This window comes from Ruegeria discodermiae, from assembly GCF_030758345.1.
Taxonomy (GTDB): domain Bacteria; phylum Pseudomonadota; class Alphaproteobacteria; order Rhodobacterales; family Rhodobacteraceae; genus Ruegeria_C.
The window spans coordinates 1-17366 of the sequence record NZ_JAVAMO010000025.1; the positions used below are offsets into that span (position 1 = coordinate 1).

A 17366-nucleotide genomic window follows, 5' to 3' on the forward strand; every position below is an offset into this window, starting at 1 on the left:
CAGCGTTAGAGGTTTCTCGTTCATCCCTTGCTCCTGCATTCCTATTCCTGTTTGGCGCCAGGCCGGCCAGCGCATTCTTTGAACACGCGCATTGTGCAGTTCAAACAGATGTCGCTTCCGGTGTTGGCAATGGCAGCTGCTATGGCTTCGCCTTTGTTTTCATAGAGGTGTTCTGATCCGACAATGTCGACGAACCCAAGGTTCTTTAGCCGTTTGGCAAGTGGCGGATAGTGGGCCACGACAAACACGTCGCCACCCAGTGATCGCCGTCTTTCGACTTCTCGTTCCAACAGTTGAACACCTGGAAGATCAACGTCGCCAACACCGTGCAGGATCAATACGAGATTGACCTGATCCGGGCGCGTTCGGGCAAGCTTGCGGAGCTGCAGGTTAATCGAGTCCACGGAGCCAAAGAACAAAGGGCCATCCAGACGCGCGATCAGAACGCTCGGACATTCTTTCAGACCGAACATTTCAGCGTTTTTAATCTTGCGATGCTCGGCGCCTGGGTCCGGTGCGCCAACGGCGAGCACCGGATTTGCGCTTTTACTGAGGAACACTGCGAGCGAGGCGAACGTGCCGACATAGATGGCAAACTCAAGGTCCACGAGTGTCCCTGTTAGAAAGGTCAAGGCAGCGATTGTCGTCTCGCGCGGACTTGTTCGGATCAGATGGCTGAACTCTTTAAAGTCCAGCAGTTTCCAAGCTACATATAGGATCAACCCTGCAATTGATGCGATAGGAACAATCTCGACTAATGGTCGGAAAATCATGACCATCACGACAAGAAACAGGGCAGAGAACACAGCCGCGAAGGGTGTGCTGGCGCCGGCCTCAAGATTTACCCCGGATCGAGTGAAAGAGCCTGAGGCCGGGTAGCATTGAAACAGGCTACCCACGGTGTTCGAGACACCTTGCCCAAAAACTTCGCGGTTGGCGGAAAACTCGGTTCGGGTTCGATGGGCCAGGCTGCGGCCGATGGCGATCGCTTCCAGCAGACCGATCAGCGAAATGGCAAATGCGCTTTGCATCAGTTCGGGCAGGTTCAATGAGCCAATTTGCGGAAAGTGCAGCGAAGGATAGGCGGCTGGCAACGACCCGATGAAGCTGAGGTTGGTGGCTTCGCCTCCCATGATTTGAACCACAAGCGTTCCCGCTACGATGGCAAGCAGGAAGCCGGGCCAGCGGGGCAGGAATATGCGGAATAGCACGACCGTTGCCAACGTCACAGCGGCGCAGATCACTGCAGGCACGCTGTACTGATGCGCGGATTCGATCAGCGCCTCGAGCCGCCCCAAAACGCCATGCCCCTTGGAGGGTGGCAAACCCAATGCAGGGCCGAACTGGCTGACGCCGATCAGAATAGCGGCAGCGGCGGTGAAGCCGGTCATGACAGAATGTGACACAAAACCTGCCAGTCGTCCGACCTTGGCGATAGCCAGAACAGTTTGAATAACGCCCACCATAAGGGCCAGAACAATGGCGGCTTGGACAAATTCGGGCGACCCTGGCTCCAGACTGCCCGCCAATGTTGAAAACACCACAGCGGATATGGCCGTGGTGGGTCCGGACACCATGACCAGAGATGATCCGAGCAATGCCGCCACGACCGGTGTCACCATCGCAGTGTAAAGACCGTATTCCGGAGGCAGCCCGGCAATGGCGGCAAACGCGACCGCCTGTGGCAAGACCACAGCCGCGCCGGTCAGCCCGGCAAAAGCATCAGACTTGAGCGAGGAACGATTGACAGCAGTCAGCCATTCAAACCCCGCAAGGTTTGTCATCCGTTTCATCTTTTCGTTCTTCAATGGTGGGTTAAGGGGCCCACTTTCCAATCATAATGCCGGACGTGTCTTCATCGCGTCGCAGCGCCAGAGTTTCCTCATCAGTCATCGTAACCCGGTTCTTTCGGCTGATAAGCCGTTCCAGCAACAACGCATGCATATTCCGCCGCTGAGCTTCATATTCCGACTTTCGCCCCAGATCGTTCAGTTCCAGCGGGTCGTTCAGCAAATCAAAAAGCTGGGGTGGGAAGCCTTTGAAATACACGTACTTCCAGTCTTCTGAGCGGATCATATAGCCGCGCGCATCGGAGGGACCGACCTTGAGCGTGTCGCGAGCGGCATAAAACCCATAGTCTATTTCGGAAAAGACTGTCTCGCGCCAGTCATCAGGCGTGCCGGCTTGCAAAAGCGGAATTAGCGAGCGACCTTCGAGCCGGTGATTGGCGGACGGCGCACCGGTGGCCTCCAAGAACGTGGGCACCAGGTCAATCGCCTCAACCAACGCGTCGGAAGCAGTGCCGCGTGTCGCGTCCGCTTCAGAACGAGGATCATAGATGATCAGCGGAACCCGGACAGAGCATTCGTGAAACAGCTCTTTTTCGCCCAGCCAGTGATCGCCCAAGTAATCCCCGTGATCCGAGGTCAGGACAATCATCGTTTCCTTGTCCTTGCCGGTTTCCTCCAGCCAGGCAAAAAGACGACCAAGGTGATCGTCGATCTGTTTGATCATACCCATATAGGCAGGCAAAACGGTTTCTCTTGCACCCTGCATGGAGAAGGTTTCGCTGACTTCCATGCTCATGAAGGCTTGGAAAACCGGATTGGGGTCTTCGCGCTCGCATTCGTCCCGGACGATGGGCACAAAGCTCTCAGGCCCGTAGATGTCATGGTAGGGGGCCGGTGCCATATAAGGCCAGTGCGGTTTGATGTAACTCAGGTGGCACAGCCAGGGCGTGTCGCCGCTTTCCTCGATAAACTCCTGCGCCCGCATCGTCATATAGGCGGTTTCGGAGTGTTCTTCCTTTACCCGTGCGGGAAGGTTGGAGTTCTTCAGGTGCCAACCGGACAGAAGCTCACCATTCGGACCATCGGCAGAGTTCGCCCAATCGTTCCAGGGGTTGTCTCCGTCGTATCCCTTGGACCACAGCCAGTCGTTATAGCGCAGCTTGCCGCCCTTGGCTTTCAGAACCCCATCGGGGTGCAAGCCGTCGTCGCGTTCATAAGGGTCAAAGCCGGGTTGGCTGATGCGAACGCCGATTTCAGTATCGCTATTCAGACCAAGCCGCGCCATACCTTCGCGGTCGGGGATCATGTGCGTCTTGCCGACTACCGCCGTGCGAACGCCTAAAGGTCTCAGGTAATCGCCAAGGGTCAGCTCGCCAATCGGCAGCGGAACCCGGTTCCAAGTCGCACCGTGGCTGAACACAGTGCGGCCGGTGTAACAAGAAGCCCGTGACGGTCCGCAAACCGGTGACTGAACATAGGCGCGGTCAAACCGCACGCCCTTTTCGGCCAGCCGGTCAATGTTTGGCGTGTGCAGGTGCGGGTGCCCGTAGCAACTCAGGTAGTCCCACCGAAGCTGGTCCGCCATAATGAAGAGGATATTCTTAACTTTGGTCATGGCTGCTACCTCATTAGTCCGGGCAGTAAGGTCGCAATTGGCGGGATGGCGATCACAAGCACCAGACCGATTACCAATGCGAAGATGTAGGGAACGACGCCGCGGAAAATTTTGCCCAGCGGAACCTCTGGTAAAACAGATTTTACAACAAAGACATTCATGCCGATTGGCGGCGTGATCAGGCCGATTTCGCTGACCAGCACGATCAGGATTCCGAACCAGATCATATCGATACCATTGATCGTCAGCGCCGGAAGGAAGACCGGGACCAACAGCACCAGAATGCCGATGGCCTCGAACACCATACCCATCAGAATGGCGATGATGCAGACGAAGATGACCAGTCCGAATGGAGACAGCTGCCACTCGTCAACCATGTCGAGCAAATCGTAGGGCATTCCGCTGAGGTTGATAAACTGCGAGAAAACGATGGCGCCAAGCAGGACTAGGAAGATCGTGGCGGTCGTCGTCGTCGCTTCGACCAAGCAGTCTTTCCATTCCGATAGTGAGCGCATGTGCCCTCGCAAAACCGCGATGACCGCCGCGCCGAAAGAGCCAATGCCTGCGGCTTCGGTAGCGGTGAATGCACCGGAATAGATACCGCCCAGCACAACAAGGAAAAGTACTAGCACCGGCATAGTCCCGCGAACGGCTTCTTTCTTGCGTTCTGGCTCCAGCGGAGGGGCAGGGGGCGCGGCAGTCGGATCGCGGCGCACCACCCAGCCCACACAGATCAGGAACAGCGTGACCAGCAATAGCCCGGGCAAAATTCCCGCGATAAAGAGTAGTCCGATGTCCTGTTCGGCGATAATCCCGTAAATGACTAGCGGTACCGATGGCGGGATCATGATCCCAAGCGTGCCGCCCGCAGCGATTGTGCCGGACGCCAAGCGATTGGAGTAATTGTAATTCCGCATCGGCGGCATCGCGACTTTGGCCATTGTAGCAGCCGTCGCCAAGGTCGATCCGCAAACAGCCGAGAAACCGCCTGCTGCCAACACTGTCGCCAGGGCAAGCCCACCGCGAAACTTGCCGAGAGCGGCATAAGCCGCGTCATAAAGATCCTGACTGATGCGCGCGTGTACGATCAGTACGCCCATCAGGATGAACAGGGGAATGACACTGAGATTGTAGTTCATACTGTCATGGAAGATCTGTTGACCCACCATGGCAAAAGAAGCCTCCCACCCGCGCTGGGTTGCAAAGCCGACGAAGCCGACAATCAGCGTGGCGAAGCCGACGCGAAATCCCAGAAAACAAAGCGCAAGAAGCGCGGCAAAACCGATGAGTGCTGTCGCCATTACACGTCCTCCAGATGAATGTGGTCGTCCGGACGCGCGACGATCAAACCAAGGATCTGGCTGACGACACTGAGTGCTGCCAAAGCGGCGACCGTTCCGGTGATCCATGCAAGTGGCCATTCAAGAACAACTGTCATCGACCCGACATGGGCGGCTTCAACGGCCTGTTCCCACAGGACATAGACAATCAAAAGCATTGCGATGATCGAAAAGCCCTGCACGACCACATCATAAAGCCGCGGCGATAATGCTCGGATCTTATGATCGAACAGCTCGACCACGATGTGTTTGTCACGGGCGTTGGCGATGCCAAGACCCATGAAGATCGTCAGAGCCAGCATCGTCGAAATCATCTCGGAAGCGCCGAATACCGGCGCTCCCAACAAGTATCTGCCGATCACATCGACAAAGGTCAGGAGCATCATGGCCGCAAGGACAATGCTGCACAGCACCTCCAAAACTCGAATGATCCCGTTCAAAACTGTTTCAGCCATAAGCCCTCCTCCCCTGACCACGCGCAGTTACTGCGCCAATTGTGCCTTGTAGAATTCGAGCGCCGCCGCGCCGTCTATGCCGGTTTCGTTTGCAGCCTTGATCCAGTCTTCGGTCACAAACGCCGATGCGTTGGCCAGCGCCTCAGCGAAAGCTGGGTCAGCTTCGACAACGGTAATGCCAGCCTCTTCATAAGAGGCTTCGGCTTCTTCCGCGGCTTGGTTCCAGCGCGCACCGAACGCGACCCCCAGGACATCACCAGAAACGCTCATGATTGCGGCCTGATCCTCGGGCGAGATTTCGTCCCATTTTTCTTTGCTGACAAAAACCGAAAAGGACGTGGAATAGATGGCCGTGTCAAAGGATGTAGTGGACTTGGTGTAGGGCAAAAGCTGGAAAGCCTTCACCGCTTGCGGGTCCAGGCCCAGGTGGCCATCCACAACACCCCGTGAGATGATCTCGTTCGATTTCACGGCGGGGCTAGAAACAACGCCCGAGCCAAGATTTTTTGTGATCGCCGCAAGGGGGCCGGGCAGAACCCACATCTTGCGGCCTGCCAACTCGTCGATCGAATTGATCGGTGTGTCATTCTGGCTGTACAGCTCGGCCGGGGAAATCACGAATTGTGAAATCAGTTCAACCGTGTCGAATTCATCCGGAAAGTACTCACGGTTCGTCGCCCAAAGGGCGCGGCTCATTTGTTCCGCGTCATGGGTTCCGGTAAAGGGCTGCATTGCGACCAACGGTCCAGTGACCCGGTTTTGAATCAGACCGTTGAACTGAACTGCGACATCTGCCAGCCCCTTTTCGACTGAGGCGAGTTGCTCTGGTGGTGGGGCTACTGATTTTGGAGGAATGATCCCGGTTACGCGTCCCTCGGTGACCCGCTCCACCTCTTCGATCCAAGTGGGAAGGACCTCGGAGCAGGCAAAGTGTTTCGGGGGCCAGAAGCAATTCACCAATAGCCTGGTTTTCGCGTCCGCCATTCCGGCAGAAAAGGTCATTGCGACCGCCGCCATAAGTAGCTTGGATTTCATTTCATTTTCCTCCTCATCATAGATGTTCAGTCGTCATTTCCCGGACGGTTCAACGCGCCTATAGTGAAGCGGGAACCCTAAGACAGCGTGTGGCTTTTGTTGGGGGCGTTGGCGCAGTTCAGGCGCCTCAACCAAGCGCGGTTGCCGACCCAAAAATGTCGGTACTTTTCGACTGGTGTGATTGGTGTGCGGAACACATACAATCTCCTCCCAAAGACGGCGCGAACGCTTTTGTACTTTTCCCTTGCTTGGATGATCGTCAAGATTAACATAACAGTCTAATAATTCGTTGGTAAGATAACATGCGTTAATGATATGCTGATTGACCCCCGTCATCTTGAGCAACTCGCCGTAATCGTCGAGGAAGGCACATTGCAGCTTGCGGCTGAGAAACTCGGAACTTCCCAGCCTGCCCTGAGCCGCATGATAGCTAATCTTGAATTGCGAACTGGTATGACGCTTTTTGAACGCACGACCCGGCCATTGACGCCCACTGCGATCGGGCTTGAGCTTTCGCAACAAGGAAAGGCCATTCGCTCCGCCCGTCTGCGCGCAGCTGAAATGGTCGACTTTGGCGCACGCGGATTCTTTGGGGTCCTGAAGCTGGGAGCGCCGCCGTTTCTTTGCAAAAGCCTGATGACCGAAGCGATTGCCGACTTTTTGTCGGAACGTCCTAATATTCGGATTGACCTTATCCCAGATTACCGCGCGGGCTTGATGGAGAAGCTCTACCATAACCAGATCGATGTGATCGTGGGGCCATCGAAATTCGCCGAACAAGGAAACACCGAGCTGACGCTTGAACGGCTGTTCAGCGATAGCAACGTTGTTGTCGGCCGCAAAGGACATCCTTTGACTGCGGTTGAAAGCCGGACTTCCGTCGATCTGCAAGGCTACACTTGGGTGGGGCACTCGGATCGCAGTCTTTTGCGATCCGACATGGAGGATGCGCTGCGCCTGCTGGGTATCGTGGCGCCGCGTGTGGCCTTTCAAAGCGAATCCGCTGGTGCTGTACTGGAGCTTCTGACGGTGACGGACTTTCTTACCGTTCTGCCGCGGTATGCTCTGAGCCACGACGGGAGCGACAATCTTGGCATCGTCCCCATTGATCTTCCTGACGTCAGACACGACGTAAGCGCAATCACTTTGACGCAGCGCACTGAAACCAAGCTGACGTCGGATTTCAAGGCACACCTACGTGCGAAGATGGCGGCCCGCGGCGCACGATCTCCGGAGAGATCGCGCTGAAGTCCAAGTGTCGCGTTTAGAAATTGACACGGTCCCCGCCCTTGAGCGCCAGTATTTCTCGGGCTTCATCCGGGCTGGCCACCTCGCAACCGAGGTCTTCGACGATACGGCGGATCTTAGCGACTTGCTGCGCGTTCGACTCCGCAAGCTTGCCGCGAGAGATGAACAGGCTGTCTTCCAGTCCGACGCGCACATTGCCGCCCATCTGACTGGCCGTGGTCGCCAGCGACATCTGCGAACCACCCGCACCCAAGACTGACCAGCGATAATTGTCGCCGAACAACCGGTCAGCGGTGCGCTTCATGAAGATAAGGTTGTCCACTTCCGGCCCGATCCCGCCGAGGATGCCAAAGATGAATTGGATGAAGATTGGAGCTTTGAACAACCCGATATCCATGCAGAATTTCAGGTTATAGAGATGGCCAACGTCATAGCATTCGTGCTCGAACTTGATGTCATGCGGGGCAAGCTGATTGGCGGCATTCTGAATGTCGGCGAAGGTGTTGCGGAAGATATAGGTGTCCGAATTCTCGATGTAGGCCTTCTCCCAATCGAATTTGAATTCGTCATATCGTTTCGCCAGCGGGTGGAACGAGAAATTCATCGAGCCCATGTTCATCGAGCACATTTCGGGCGAGAACTTCAGCGCCGGCGCGATACGTTCGTCGATTGTGTTGGTCAAACTACCGCCCGTGGAAAGGTTCACGACGGCGTCCGTGGCCTGTTTGATCCGTGGCAAGAACGCCGCGAAGTTATCGGGATCAATCGAAACCGCGCCATTCTCGGGATTGCGGGCGTGAAGATGCAGAACCGAAGCGCCTGCCTCGGCGGCGGCCAAGGCCTGGCTGGCGATGTCATCCGCGGTATATGGAAGCGCATCCGACATGGTTGGGGTGTGAATCGCACCAGTAATGGCGCACGTAATGACAGTCTTTTGGCGTGCCATGGATCAGGCTTCCTTTTCTGTTTCGGGTGAAGTCGGGCCTTCGGATGCGATCACCCGATACCCAAGGGGGAAAATCTGAAGGTCAAAACGGCTTCTAATGAGGCCCCATATACCTTTGGGGGCCTTGAGCATCATGACGATCGCCACAAGCCCCAGCACCATCAGATAGATGGTTCCCAGATCGGCTAGAGTTTCACGCAATGCGAAAAAGACCAGCGCACCGATGATCGGACCTTCGATGGTGCCGATGCCGCCTATGACCACGATGAAGATCACAAAGGCTGTCCAGTCGTTGACGTTGAATGCGGCATCCGGGGAAATCCGCAGCTTTTGCAGGAAGATCAAAGCACCGATCATTGCCGTCAGCGCTGAAGTCACGACATAGACGATGAACTTGGTCCGCCAGATATCGATGCCCAGACTGCTCGCCGCCAGTTCGTTGTCGCGGATTGCCGTCAAAGCCAGTCCTTTTCGGGACCTTAAAAACAAGTAGACGGCGGTGATCACGAGTATGGCTGCCCCAAGTGCCAGCCAATAGCTCAGAGATTCCCGCATTGCCCGCTTATCGGCCAAGGACTTCACGATCGCGACCGGCAGCGATGACCCGGATCCCCCACCCAGTGCTGATATCTGAGCAAAGCCCAACCGGAAGACCTCGGCTATCACCCAGGTCCCGATGGCGAAATACGCTCCGCGTAGCCGGAAGATCAGAACCGCAACGGGTACAGAGATCAATGCACCCAACATTCCGGCGAGCGCAATCGCCGCAAGCGGGTGCAAGCCGCCAAAGATGGTCAAGGCAAACAGCATGTAGCCGCCAAACCCGACAAAGGCCTGTTGGCCGACGGATACCAGCCCGGCATAGCCCGCCAGCAGGTTCCACAGGCTTGCAAGCGCCAGATAGAGGAACAGCTCTCCCATCAGGCGCATGTCGGCGCGGCCTGCCCACCAAGGGGCGGCAATCAGTACAATCAGGACAAGGGCTCCGATCACTGCAGCTACACGAGCGGCATTAGATGAGCGCGTTATGGTATGGGTCTGAGTCGTCATGCCGAAACCCTCGGGAACAAGCCGTTCGGGCGAATTGCGAGAATGACCAGAAAGGCCACATGACCTGCCAGAATTTGCCAGCCGGGATCGAATTTGGCCCCGATTGTCTGGGCGACACCTAAGATTACGCCACCGACCAGCGTACCCCAAAGGTTACCAAGGCCGCCGATTATAACGGCCTCGAAGCCAAAGATCAGGCGCCCACTGCCAATGGACGGGTCAAAACTGGTGCGGATGCCCAGCAGTACGCCTGCAATCGCGGTCACCCCAAGTGCAAGCGCCATCGCGAGCCCGAAAATATGCCGTCGGTTGAGACCCATAAGCTGTGCAATGTCCTGATTGTCCGAAACAGCGCGAAAGGCGCGGCCCAGGGCGGTGTGGTAGAAGGTCCATTGCAACCCCCAGATCACCGCAATTGCGATTGCGAATGTCAAAACAGGCAGTATTCCCAATGACAGCCCTCCGGCGGAGATGCTTGCAGTTTCCAAAGCGCCCGCGCTTATCTTTTGCGGGTCCGCGGTGAATACCTCGAGCAGCCCGTTTTGCAGGATCACGCTGAGGCCGAAGGTCACCAGAAGCGGCGGCAGCAGGTCATCGCCCAGCGTCTGGTTGAGCAAACCGCGCTGTAGGGCATAGCCAATCAGCGCCATTGCCGGAACAACGAAAGCCAGCGCAAGCAACGGATGCAGGCCCGTGCTAGTGGTCACAACCAGACCCAGATACGCGCCCAGCACAATCAGATCACCATGCGCGATATTGACGAGACGCATAATGCCGAAAATCAAGCTCAGCCCTGCCGCAAACAGCGCGTAGAGACCGCCAAGTAGGGTGCCTTGCACCACTGCGTTCAGCCATTCCATATTATTCGATCCCAAAATAAGCGCGCGAGATGTCTTCCCGCGATACGGTGTCCGAGCCGCCTTCGAGCGACACCCGCCCCTCTTGCAGGCAATAGACGCGAGAACTGACCGACAACGCCTTGGTGATGTCCTGCTCGACGATTACGGCGCTCATACCTTCGCCGATGATGTTTGGCAGCGCTTCGTAAATGTCCTTGATGATGATCGGTGCCAACCCGAGGCTTATCTCGTCAAACAGGATCAGGTCGGGGTTGGCCATCAGAGCCCTGCCAATGGCCACCATCTGTTGTTGGCCGCCCGACAGTGAGGTTGATTGCTGATCCTTCCGCTCCTCAAGGATTGGGAACAGCTTGTAGACTGCATTCAGATCCCAAGGACCTTTGCGCCCTATTTGACCGCCGATGATCAGATTCTCCCGGACCGAAAGTGACGGGAAAAGTTGTCGGCCTTCGGGCACCATGGCCAACCCACGCGCTGCAATTTCATCGGCCCGCAATCGGCTGATATCTTCGTTTTCATAGGTGATCTGACCCGGTGCATTGGACAGCAACCCGGTGATCGACCGCATCAAGGTTGTCTTCCCAGCGCCATTCGCCCCGATGATGGCCAGTATTTCGCCCTGCGCCACGTCCATATCCACGCCGTAAAGCGCCTGGAAATCACCGTAATGGGCATTGAGCCCCTGCATTTTTAAGATCGGATCAGGCATCGGCTTCGATCCCCAGATAAATCTCTTTGACTTCAGGGCTTTCCATGATCGCTTTGGGTTCGCCTTCGGCAATTTTTCTGCCGAAATCGATCACGATCAGACGGTCGACCACGGCCAGAAGCGCATGAACCACGTGCTCAATCCAGATGATCGTGACGCCCGAGGCGTGGATATCCTTGATGGTCTGGACCAGCGATTGGCATTCGCCTTCGGTCAGACCCCCCGCAATTTCATCCAGCAGCAAAAGCTTGGGTTTGGCGCATAACGCCCGCGTCAGCTCTAGTCTTTTGCGACCCAACAGTGTCAAACCGCCTGCGGGTGTGTTGGCCTTGGACAACAGTTCTGTCTTCTCCAGCACGTCCAGACACAGCGCTTCGGCCTCGCGCCCATACAGGCCAGCGGATTGCGTTGCAGCGACCATCGCGTTTTCGAACACGGTCATATTTGAAAACGGCTGCGGAACCTGAAAGGACCGGGCAATCCCAAAATGGCTGCGTTTAGCGGCGCTCCAGCCGGTGACATTCTGTCCCGCGAAGGTGACTGTTCCTGAATCCGGGCTTACGGTCCCAGTTATCAGGTTGAACATTGAGGTCTTGCCCGCCCCGTTTGGTCCGATGACGCCAAGAGCATCGCCAGTGGTCACGTCATAGCTCAGCTCATCCGCGACTTTCACCGCGCCGTAGGCTTTGCAAAGACCGTCGAGTGTCAAAAGAGAGGTCATGTCATTCTCTGTGTTTAAGCGAGCGGCACCCGGGCGGGCACCGCTCGGTTGGCGTTAGCCCAGGAGTTTCAAGTCAGCGGTAACTGGGATGTTTGGTGCCGCCGAATTGGCAACGATCTTCAGATCGAAGGCATCGCCCTCCTTCTGCCACTGCCCGGCTACCAGCGGTGTCTTGGTCACGTTGTTGATCGGACCATCCGCCCAGTTCACCGTGCCGACAATCGTATCGAGATTTGTTTCAGGAATTGCAGCGGTAATCGCTTCGTAGTCTTCCAGATCCTCGGCGCGGCGAACAACGTCAGCGACAACTTCGAACAGGGCATGTTTAAAGCCGATGGGCTGTGTCCACGGGCGACCCGATGCGGCTCTATATCCGTCAGCCAATTCCTTGGAAGACGTGCCTGTGAGCGAAGATGAGAACGGATGGTTCGGCGACCACCAAACCTCCGAGCTCAGGCCATCGCCACGGTCGCCCAAGGCCTCTATCACCGATGGGAACAACAGCGCTTTGCCGATGGTTACAACTTTTGGGTTGAAGCCCTGCTGTGCAGACTGGCTCCAGAACGTACCGAAATCGGGCGGGATCATGTTTCCCGTGACGATCTCGCAACTAGCGGATTTGAACGCCGCGATCTGGTTCGAGAAATCGTCGGACAGAGGCTGATACCGACCGGGATCGGTCAGGGTATATCCGGCTTGGGCCAACGGCTTGGGCAGACCCAGCTCGGCGTCCCCCCATGCGTTTCCGTCCGCATCGTTGGGGAACAGACCGCCAACGGTCTTTGTTACGCCAGACTGGTCCCACATGCCGAGGAAGGCACCGATGACGTCCTCAAGCCCCCAAAAGAAGTGATAGGTGCTTTGAAACCCTTCGCCAGGCACGCCGTTTCGGCCAAAGAAATAGGGTTGCCAGGGGCAATCCGTTGTAATGCAGGGAACTTCATTGACCTCGGCCTGATCGCTGACCGGGTTGACTGTGTCAGGCGTCGAGGCGGCAACAATGATATCGACCTCATCGCCCAGGATGAGGTCGGCTGCGACCTCGGCGGCGCGGTTCGGGTTGGACTGGCTGTCTTTCGAGATGATCTCGACATTCCACGCCTTGCCATTGTTTTCGATCCCGCCCGCGAACGCTTCCTGAATACCTGCAAGAACGAACTCGTCGGCTTCGGCAAAGCCTGCCAACGGTCCGGTACGCGGGCTGACATGGCCGACACGCAATGTCGGTGTGGCTGCATAGGCCCGTGTACTGGTCAGAATCGCAGGTGCCGCCAAGAGCGCCGCTGATCCGGCCAAAAACGAGCGGCGCGAACTCCGAATTGATTTCATTGTCTTTTCCTCCCTTTTGTCATTCACCTGGACTTCGATCAGTCGATCAGAATCTTGTCCAATCGCTGTAGGTGACGGGCCACACGGTCTCGTACATCTTGGGCCTCGGCATCCGTCCAGGTGCGAAATCCCTCCCCGGATTTCATTCCTAACCGTCCGTCTTCGACGAGCTTTTTTAGATACGGCGATGGACCTTTTCGCGATTCAAGATCGTTCAAAACGTTCTCATGGATATCTAGCGTCAGGTCCGTACCAACGAGATCTGCGTTTTCCAGCGGCCCCAATACCGAAAGACGTCTTCCAAAGCTGGACTTGATGACCGTATCGACGGCCTCGGCATCGCAGATGTCGTTCTCGACAAGGCTGATCGCTTCGCGCCACAGCGCATGCTGCAATCGATTACCGATGAACCCGGGTACGTCTTTCTTTACCATCACTGGTGTTTTGCCCGCATCCTCCAACAGGTCAAACATGGCCTTCGCAACCTCGGGATCGGTCCATTCCGTACTGACCACCTCAACAAGCGGGATCATATGCGGCGGGTTCCACCAATGCGTACCAACAGCGCGATTTTTCAGCCGCAGGTTGGCCATGATCTGCGTGATCGGCATAACGGATGTGTTCGAAGCCAGAACGCAGTGGTCGGGCGCGTGCGCCTCAACCTCGGAAAATATCTGTTGCTTCAAAGCCAGTTTTTCAGGCGCGGCTTCAAATACAACATCGGCTTTCTGTACTGCTACCCCTGTGGTTTCAAATATTTCGATCATCTTCAGAGCCTTGGCGATGACAAACTCGTCATCCCCCAGCGCTTGCATGCTCTGTCGCATGCGCGCCACCACCGTGTTGCGAGTCTCTTCCACGGGATCGGTTATCGCTACGTATTGGCCTGCGCGGGCCAAGGTCAGCGCAATCCCGTGACCCATAAGCCCGGCACCCAGAACCGCGATTTGCTGCTTCTTTCGAGCCATCGCTCAACCCGCCGTATAGCCGCCGTCGGCATACATGATATGCCCGGTGTAAAAGTCTGATGCCCTGGACGACAGGAACAAGAGCGGCCCCGCAAGGTCTTCGGGCTCACCCAGCCGTCCTTTTGGAACACGGGTCAGGAACCCGTCGCGAACTTTCTTGGCCTCTTCGCTGTCTTCGAACATCCAGGCGGTCAGTGGGGAGCGAAACACGGTCGGCGCAATTGCGTTCACCGTGATCCCGGTCGGGCCAAGCTCGCAGCCGAGCGCCTTGGTAATGCCATCGGTTGCCGCCTTGGACGCGCAATAGGCGGTGTATCCGGCTGGGTGGCCCAGTAACCCGCGTGCTGAGCTAACCAAGACAATCTTGCCATAGCTATGCTGTTTCATTTGCCCCGCGGCCGCTCGGGCAAGCAGCCAGGTCTGCGTGACATTCGCATCCATGACCGACTTGAAGGTCTCGTGCTCCATCTCGTTGATTGGCGCAACCTTGTTCATTCCGGACGCGACAACGAGGATGTCCAGCTTGCCGTAGGCGTCGACGGCCTGAGCAACTAGGCTTTCGCAGGTATCTTCATCGTGGGGACGTGTGTTGATTGCCGTTACATCTGCGCCCAACTCGCGGCATTCGGCGGCGATCTCGTCGAGCGCTGCCTGATTGCCAGCAACGAGCACCAATTTGCACCCGGCTCCGGCCAGAACGCGGGCGGCGACCATGCCAAAAGCGCCCGAGGCACCGGTTATCAGGGCGACATCGTCCGTTACATCAAACATGGAATGTGGTTTGTGAATTGCATTCATGGGTCAGGACTCCGGCGGGTAGGGGATGACAACCAGCATTTTGCTGGTCATGTTTGTTTTGTTTTCCAGAAGGCGGATCTCACCGGGCGGTATCGTGCAACTGTCAAGCGGACCCAGCGTGGTTTCCGCGCCATCGATGGTCAGCGTCATTTCGCCTTCGAGAACGACATACACTTTCTCGAACGGTGTTGAATCCGGTCCGGCCCCACCACCTGGCAGGAACTGGCTGTAGCCCACCCATTGGTTTTCGGGGCCACCTTCTTCAAAACCTTGCAATCGCAATCCGTAGCATCCGAAGTGGTTCGGTGCCTCATAGGGCGAGGCGTCGTTGAAGCGTTTCACGCGCATGTGAATCCTCCCTGAAGTTCAAATGAAAAGTGGCCGCCGGATGACCCGGCGACCAGTCGGGGAGGAGTTAGAATTCCGCGCCGTCGTCGATCCGGAACCCCTGAGATTTGTCGATCATCGCGACCAGACGGATGATGCAACCGTCGCCGCGATCCCAGTTCCAGGGGAAGAACGCAAAAGTACAGCGTTTGCCGGTGACTGCGTCCAGGTCTCCACCGACGTTTTCAATGCCCAGAATACCGTTTTTGAACAGGATGTTGTGGACCGGCTCCCACTCGGGGAAATCATCTTTCCAGTCATTGCCGCCGGACCATTCGCGATACTCTTCTTCAAGATGCGGCAGCAGCGGACCATTGCGCTGAGGGCCGATAGCGGTGGCCAGCGGGTGGTCATTGGCCTGAGTGTCATGACCCACCACCTTAACACCTTTTTCCACCATCCATTCCGCAGCCGACGACACGAGGCCCGGGCAATAGGCGAAATAGTCGCCATCTTCGTAATCGTGGTGCCAGCCCGTGTTGATGATCAGCACGTCACCCTTGCGGATGGCATGACCGCAGGCCTTTTCAAGATCCTCTCCTGTGATCGGTTCCCATTTCTTCTTGGGGATCGATACGACAAGGCCCGTGCCGAAGAAGTGGGGCAGGGGAACTTCGTCGATAAACGGCGTTCCCTGTACCACATGCGCGGGCGCATCGATATGTGTGGTCGCATGCATCGTGGTGGTGATGCGCTGACTCAGCACACCTGACTTGGCCATGTAGTGAATGCGTTCGATCTTAGTGTCTTGGAAATAGGGCCAGTTCGGGTTCTGGAAACCAAAGCGGTGACTCAGATTGTAGAACTCAAGCCCCATGTCATTGTCAGTGTTTCCCTGGAATTCAATACCGCGAATTTCAACCATTGAGCATATCTCCTCTGTTCGCCGGAGCCCCGGCGTTTTCGTCTTACGAATGTCAGGATGGCTCCTCCCATCTGTCCCGCATTATGATGCATATGCATCGCATAGCAGTCAACAGCAAACTGCTCTACGGTCTAGCTGTACTACATTGCGGAACACACAAAATGTTCGTAAAGTGTCTGAAATCTGGTCTCTATTGACAAACCGGGAGCGCATACGTGGTTGATAATGTAGAAAAAAAAGAGAAAGGCGGAATTCAGGTCATCGAAAGAGCCGCGTCAATTCTCCGCGCTTTGAAAGAGAACCAGAACGGCATGAGTCTTGGGCAGATAGCCCGAAGGGTAGACCTGCCCCGCTCAACGGTGCAGAGAATCACTAGTGCGCTGGCTGCGGAGAATATGGTTATCAGTGATGTCGGAGGCCATGGCCTGCGGCTGGGTCCCGAGCTCACATCGCTGGCAGGTAGCAATCAATATAATGTCGTCGAGCACTGCCGTCTGCTGCTGACCGAATTGACGCAAAAGACTGGCGAAACGGCCGATCTTTCCGTCATGCGCGGCATGGGCATGGTTTTTCTCGACCAAGTGCCAGGAACCCACAGGTTGACAACGATTTCTCATGTGGGAGAGGTTTTTCCACTCACTACGACAGCAAATGGCAAGGCCTGTCTTTCACAGCTTGAGGAAGCGGACGCAAGGCGCCTGATAAACGCCGAGTGGAAAAGAACCGGAATGGCCGGAGAAATCTCAGCGCTATTGAATGAACTTGATAATGTTCGGACAGATGGTCTGGCCTATGACATCAATGAGCACTCCACAGGTGTTTCAGCAGTAGGTTTTGCATTTCGCGATTGGGGTGGCGAGTTACACGCCATTTCAGTTCCAGTCCCGTCGACTCGGTTTGAAGAGATCAGGAGCACCGTCGAGCGGTCGTTGTTGCAAACTTCGAAGAGCGTTAGACAACAATTCGCTTAGATTCTGAGAAACCCTTCCCAATTAGAAGCAATGATCAAAGCGTAGAAACAGTCCCAAAATTTATCTTGTAAGCGAAATTATGTGCAATACGCGCCGCTTGCTTTTGTGGCGGCCAAATCGACCAGCTTATCACAGACGCAGACGGGCGGCAGGAGTGAACTGTACTACTTTCAATCCACTGTCTGACGCAACACTTACCTGCCCATTGTTCCAAGCATATCCAAGCAGGACGTCCCATTGGAGAGCTTGTTCACATCTTGAATCACTGCGGCGCATCCG

17 protein-coding genes are annotated in these 17366 nt (G+C 56.1%); 2 read left to right on the forward strand and 15 right to left on the reverse strand.

Annotated elements, in window-relative coordinates:
• Positions 1 to 41: 41 nt before the first annotated feature.
• From Q5Y75_RS26260 to Q5Y75_RS26280, 5 genes are read right to left on the reverse strand one after another with little or no spacing between them, the layout of a single operon-like run.
• Positions 42 to 1793 carry a SulP family inorganic anion transporter gene (locus Q5Y75_RS26260; protein ID WP_306203149.1) on the reverse strand — a complete coding sequence of 584 codons (1752 nt, stop codon included), beginning with the start codon at positions 1791 to 1793 and terminating at the stop codon, positions 42 to 44.
• Positions 1794 to 1815: 22 nt separating this feature from the next.
• Entirely contained in the window at positions 1816 to 3405 is a 1590-nt protein-coding gene (locus Q5Y75_RS26265) for an alkaline phosphatase family protein (protein ID WP_306203151.1), read from the reverse strand.
• A 5-nt stretch (positions 3406 to 3410) separates the two neighbouring features.
• On the reverse strand, positions 3411 to 4706 hold the full coding sequence (locus tag Q5Y75_RS26270) for a TRAP transporter large permease (protein ID WP_306203153.1): 1296 nt from the start codon (positions 4704 to 4706) through the stop codon (positions 3411 to 3413).
• On the reverse strand, positions 4706 to 5185 hold the full coding sequence (locus Q5Y75_RS26275; RefSeq protein WP_306203155.1) for a TRAP transporter small permease: 480 nt from the start codon (positions 5183 to 5185) through the stop codon (positions 4706 to 4708). The genes Q5Y75_RS26270 and Q5Y75_RS26275 overlap by 1 nt, the downstream gene beginning before the upstream one ends.
• Before the next feature lie 42 nt (positions 5186 to 5227).
• Positions 5228 to 6235 (reverse strand): type 2 periplasmic-binding domain-containing protein, encoded by a 1008-nt coding sequence (locus Q5Y75_RS26280; protein ID WP_306203157.1) that lies wholly within the window; start codon positions 6233 to 6235, stop codon positions 5228 to 5230.
• A gap of 315 nt (positions 6236 to 6550) precedes the next feature.
• On the opposite strand from Q5Y75_RS26280, the gene Q5Y75_RS26285 reads away from it, so the two are divergent.
• Entirely contained in the window at positions 6551 to 7483 is a 933-nt protein-coding gene (locus tag Q5Y75_RS26285) for a LysR family transcriptional regulator (RefSeq protein ID WP_306203159.1), read from the forward strand.
• A 16-nt stretch (positions 7484 to 7499) separates the two neighbouring features.
• Here the strand turns inward: Q5Y75_RS26285 and kce are convergent, their stop codons facing one another.
• The 10 genes from kce to Q5Y75_RS26335 all read right to left on the reverse strand — a co-directional run bounded on the left by kce (position 7500) and on the right by Q5Y75_RS26335 (position 16116).
• Positions 7500 to 8429 (reverse strand): 3,5-dioxohexanoate:acetyl-CoA acetone transferase, encoded by a 930-nt coding sequence (gene kce, locus Q5Y75_RS26290; protein WP_306203161.1) that lies wholly within the window; start codon positions 8427 to 8429, stop codon positions 7500 to 7502.
• Positions 8430 to 8432: 3 nt separating this feature from the next.
• Positions 8433 to 9479: a branched-chain amino acid ABC transporter permease gene (locus Q5Y75_RS26295; protein ID WP_306203163.1), complete on the reverse strand. Its 1047-nt coding sequence runs from the start codon at positions 9477 to 9479 to the stop codon at positions 8433 to 8435.
• Entirely contained in the window at positions 9476 to 10339 is an 864-nt protein-coding gene (locus Q5Y75_RS26300) for a branched-chain amino acid ABC transporter permease (protein WP_306203165.1), read from the reverse strand. Before Q5Y75_RS26300 ends, Q5Y75_RS26295 begins: the two co-directional genes overlap by 4 nt.
• Before the next feature lies 1 nt (position 10340).
• Positions 10341 to 11048, reverse strand: a complete 708-nt coding sequence (locus Q5Y75_RS26305; RefSeq protein ID WP_306203167.1) for an ABC transporter ATP-binding protein — start codon at positions 11046 to 11048, stop codon at positions 10341 to 10343.
• Positions 11041 to 11769, reverse strand: a complete 729-nt coding sequence (locus tag Q5Y75_RS26310; RefSeq protein WP_306203169.1) for an ABC transporter ATP-binding protein — start codon at positions 11767 to 11769, stop codon at positions 11041 to 11043. The genes Q5Y75_RS26305 and Q5Y75_RS26310 overlap by 8 nt, the downstream gene beginning before the upstream one ends.
• Before the next feature lie 54 nt (positions 11770 to 11823).
• Complete coding sequence (locus Q5Y75_RS26315) at positions 11824 to 13098, reverse strand: ABC transporter substrate-binding protein (RefSeq protein ID WP_306203171.1); 1275 nt, start codon at positions 13096 to 13098, stop codon at positions 11824 to 11826.
• Between the two features lie 38 nt (positions 13099 to 13136).
• Positions 13137 to 14066: a 3-hydroxyacyl-CoA dehydrogenase family protein gene (locus Q5Y75_RS26320; protein WP_306203173.1), complete on the reverse strand. Its 930-nt coding sequence runs from the start codon at positions 14064 to 14066 to the stop codon at positions 13137 to 13139.
• 3 nt (positions 14067 to 14069) lie between these two features.
• Positions 14070 to 14864: an SDR family NAD(P)-dependent oxidoreductase gene (locus Q5Y75_RS26325; protein WP_306203175.1), complete on the reverse strand. Its 795-nt coding sequence runs from the start codon at positions 14862 to 14864 to the stop codon at positions 14070 to 14072.
• Positions 14865 to 14867: 3 nt separating this feature from the next.
• On the reverse strand, positions 14868 to 15212 hold the full coding sequence (locus Q5Y75_RS26330; protein WP_306203176.1) for a cupin domain-containing protein: 345 nt from the start codon (positions 15210 to 15212) through the stop codon (positions 14868 to 14870).
• Positions 15213 to 15279: 67 nt separating this feature from the next.
• Positions 15280 to 16116, reverse strand: coding sequence for a cyclase family protein (locus Q5Y75_RS26335; protein ID WP_306203178.1), 837 nt, complete (start codon positions 16114 to 16116; stop codon positions 15280 to 15282).
• A gap of 215 nt (positions 16117 to 16331) precedes the next feature.
• Between Q5Y75_RS26335 and Q5Y75_RS26340 the strand changes: the two genes are divergently transcribed.
• Positions 16332 to 17087: an IclR family transcriptional regulator gene (locus Q5Y75_RS26340; protein WP_306203180.1), complete on the forward strand. Its 756-nt coding sequence runs from the start codon at positions 16332 to 16334 to the stop codon at positions 17085 to 17087.
• Positions 17088 to 17366: the final 279 nt, after the last annotated feature.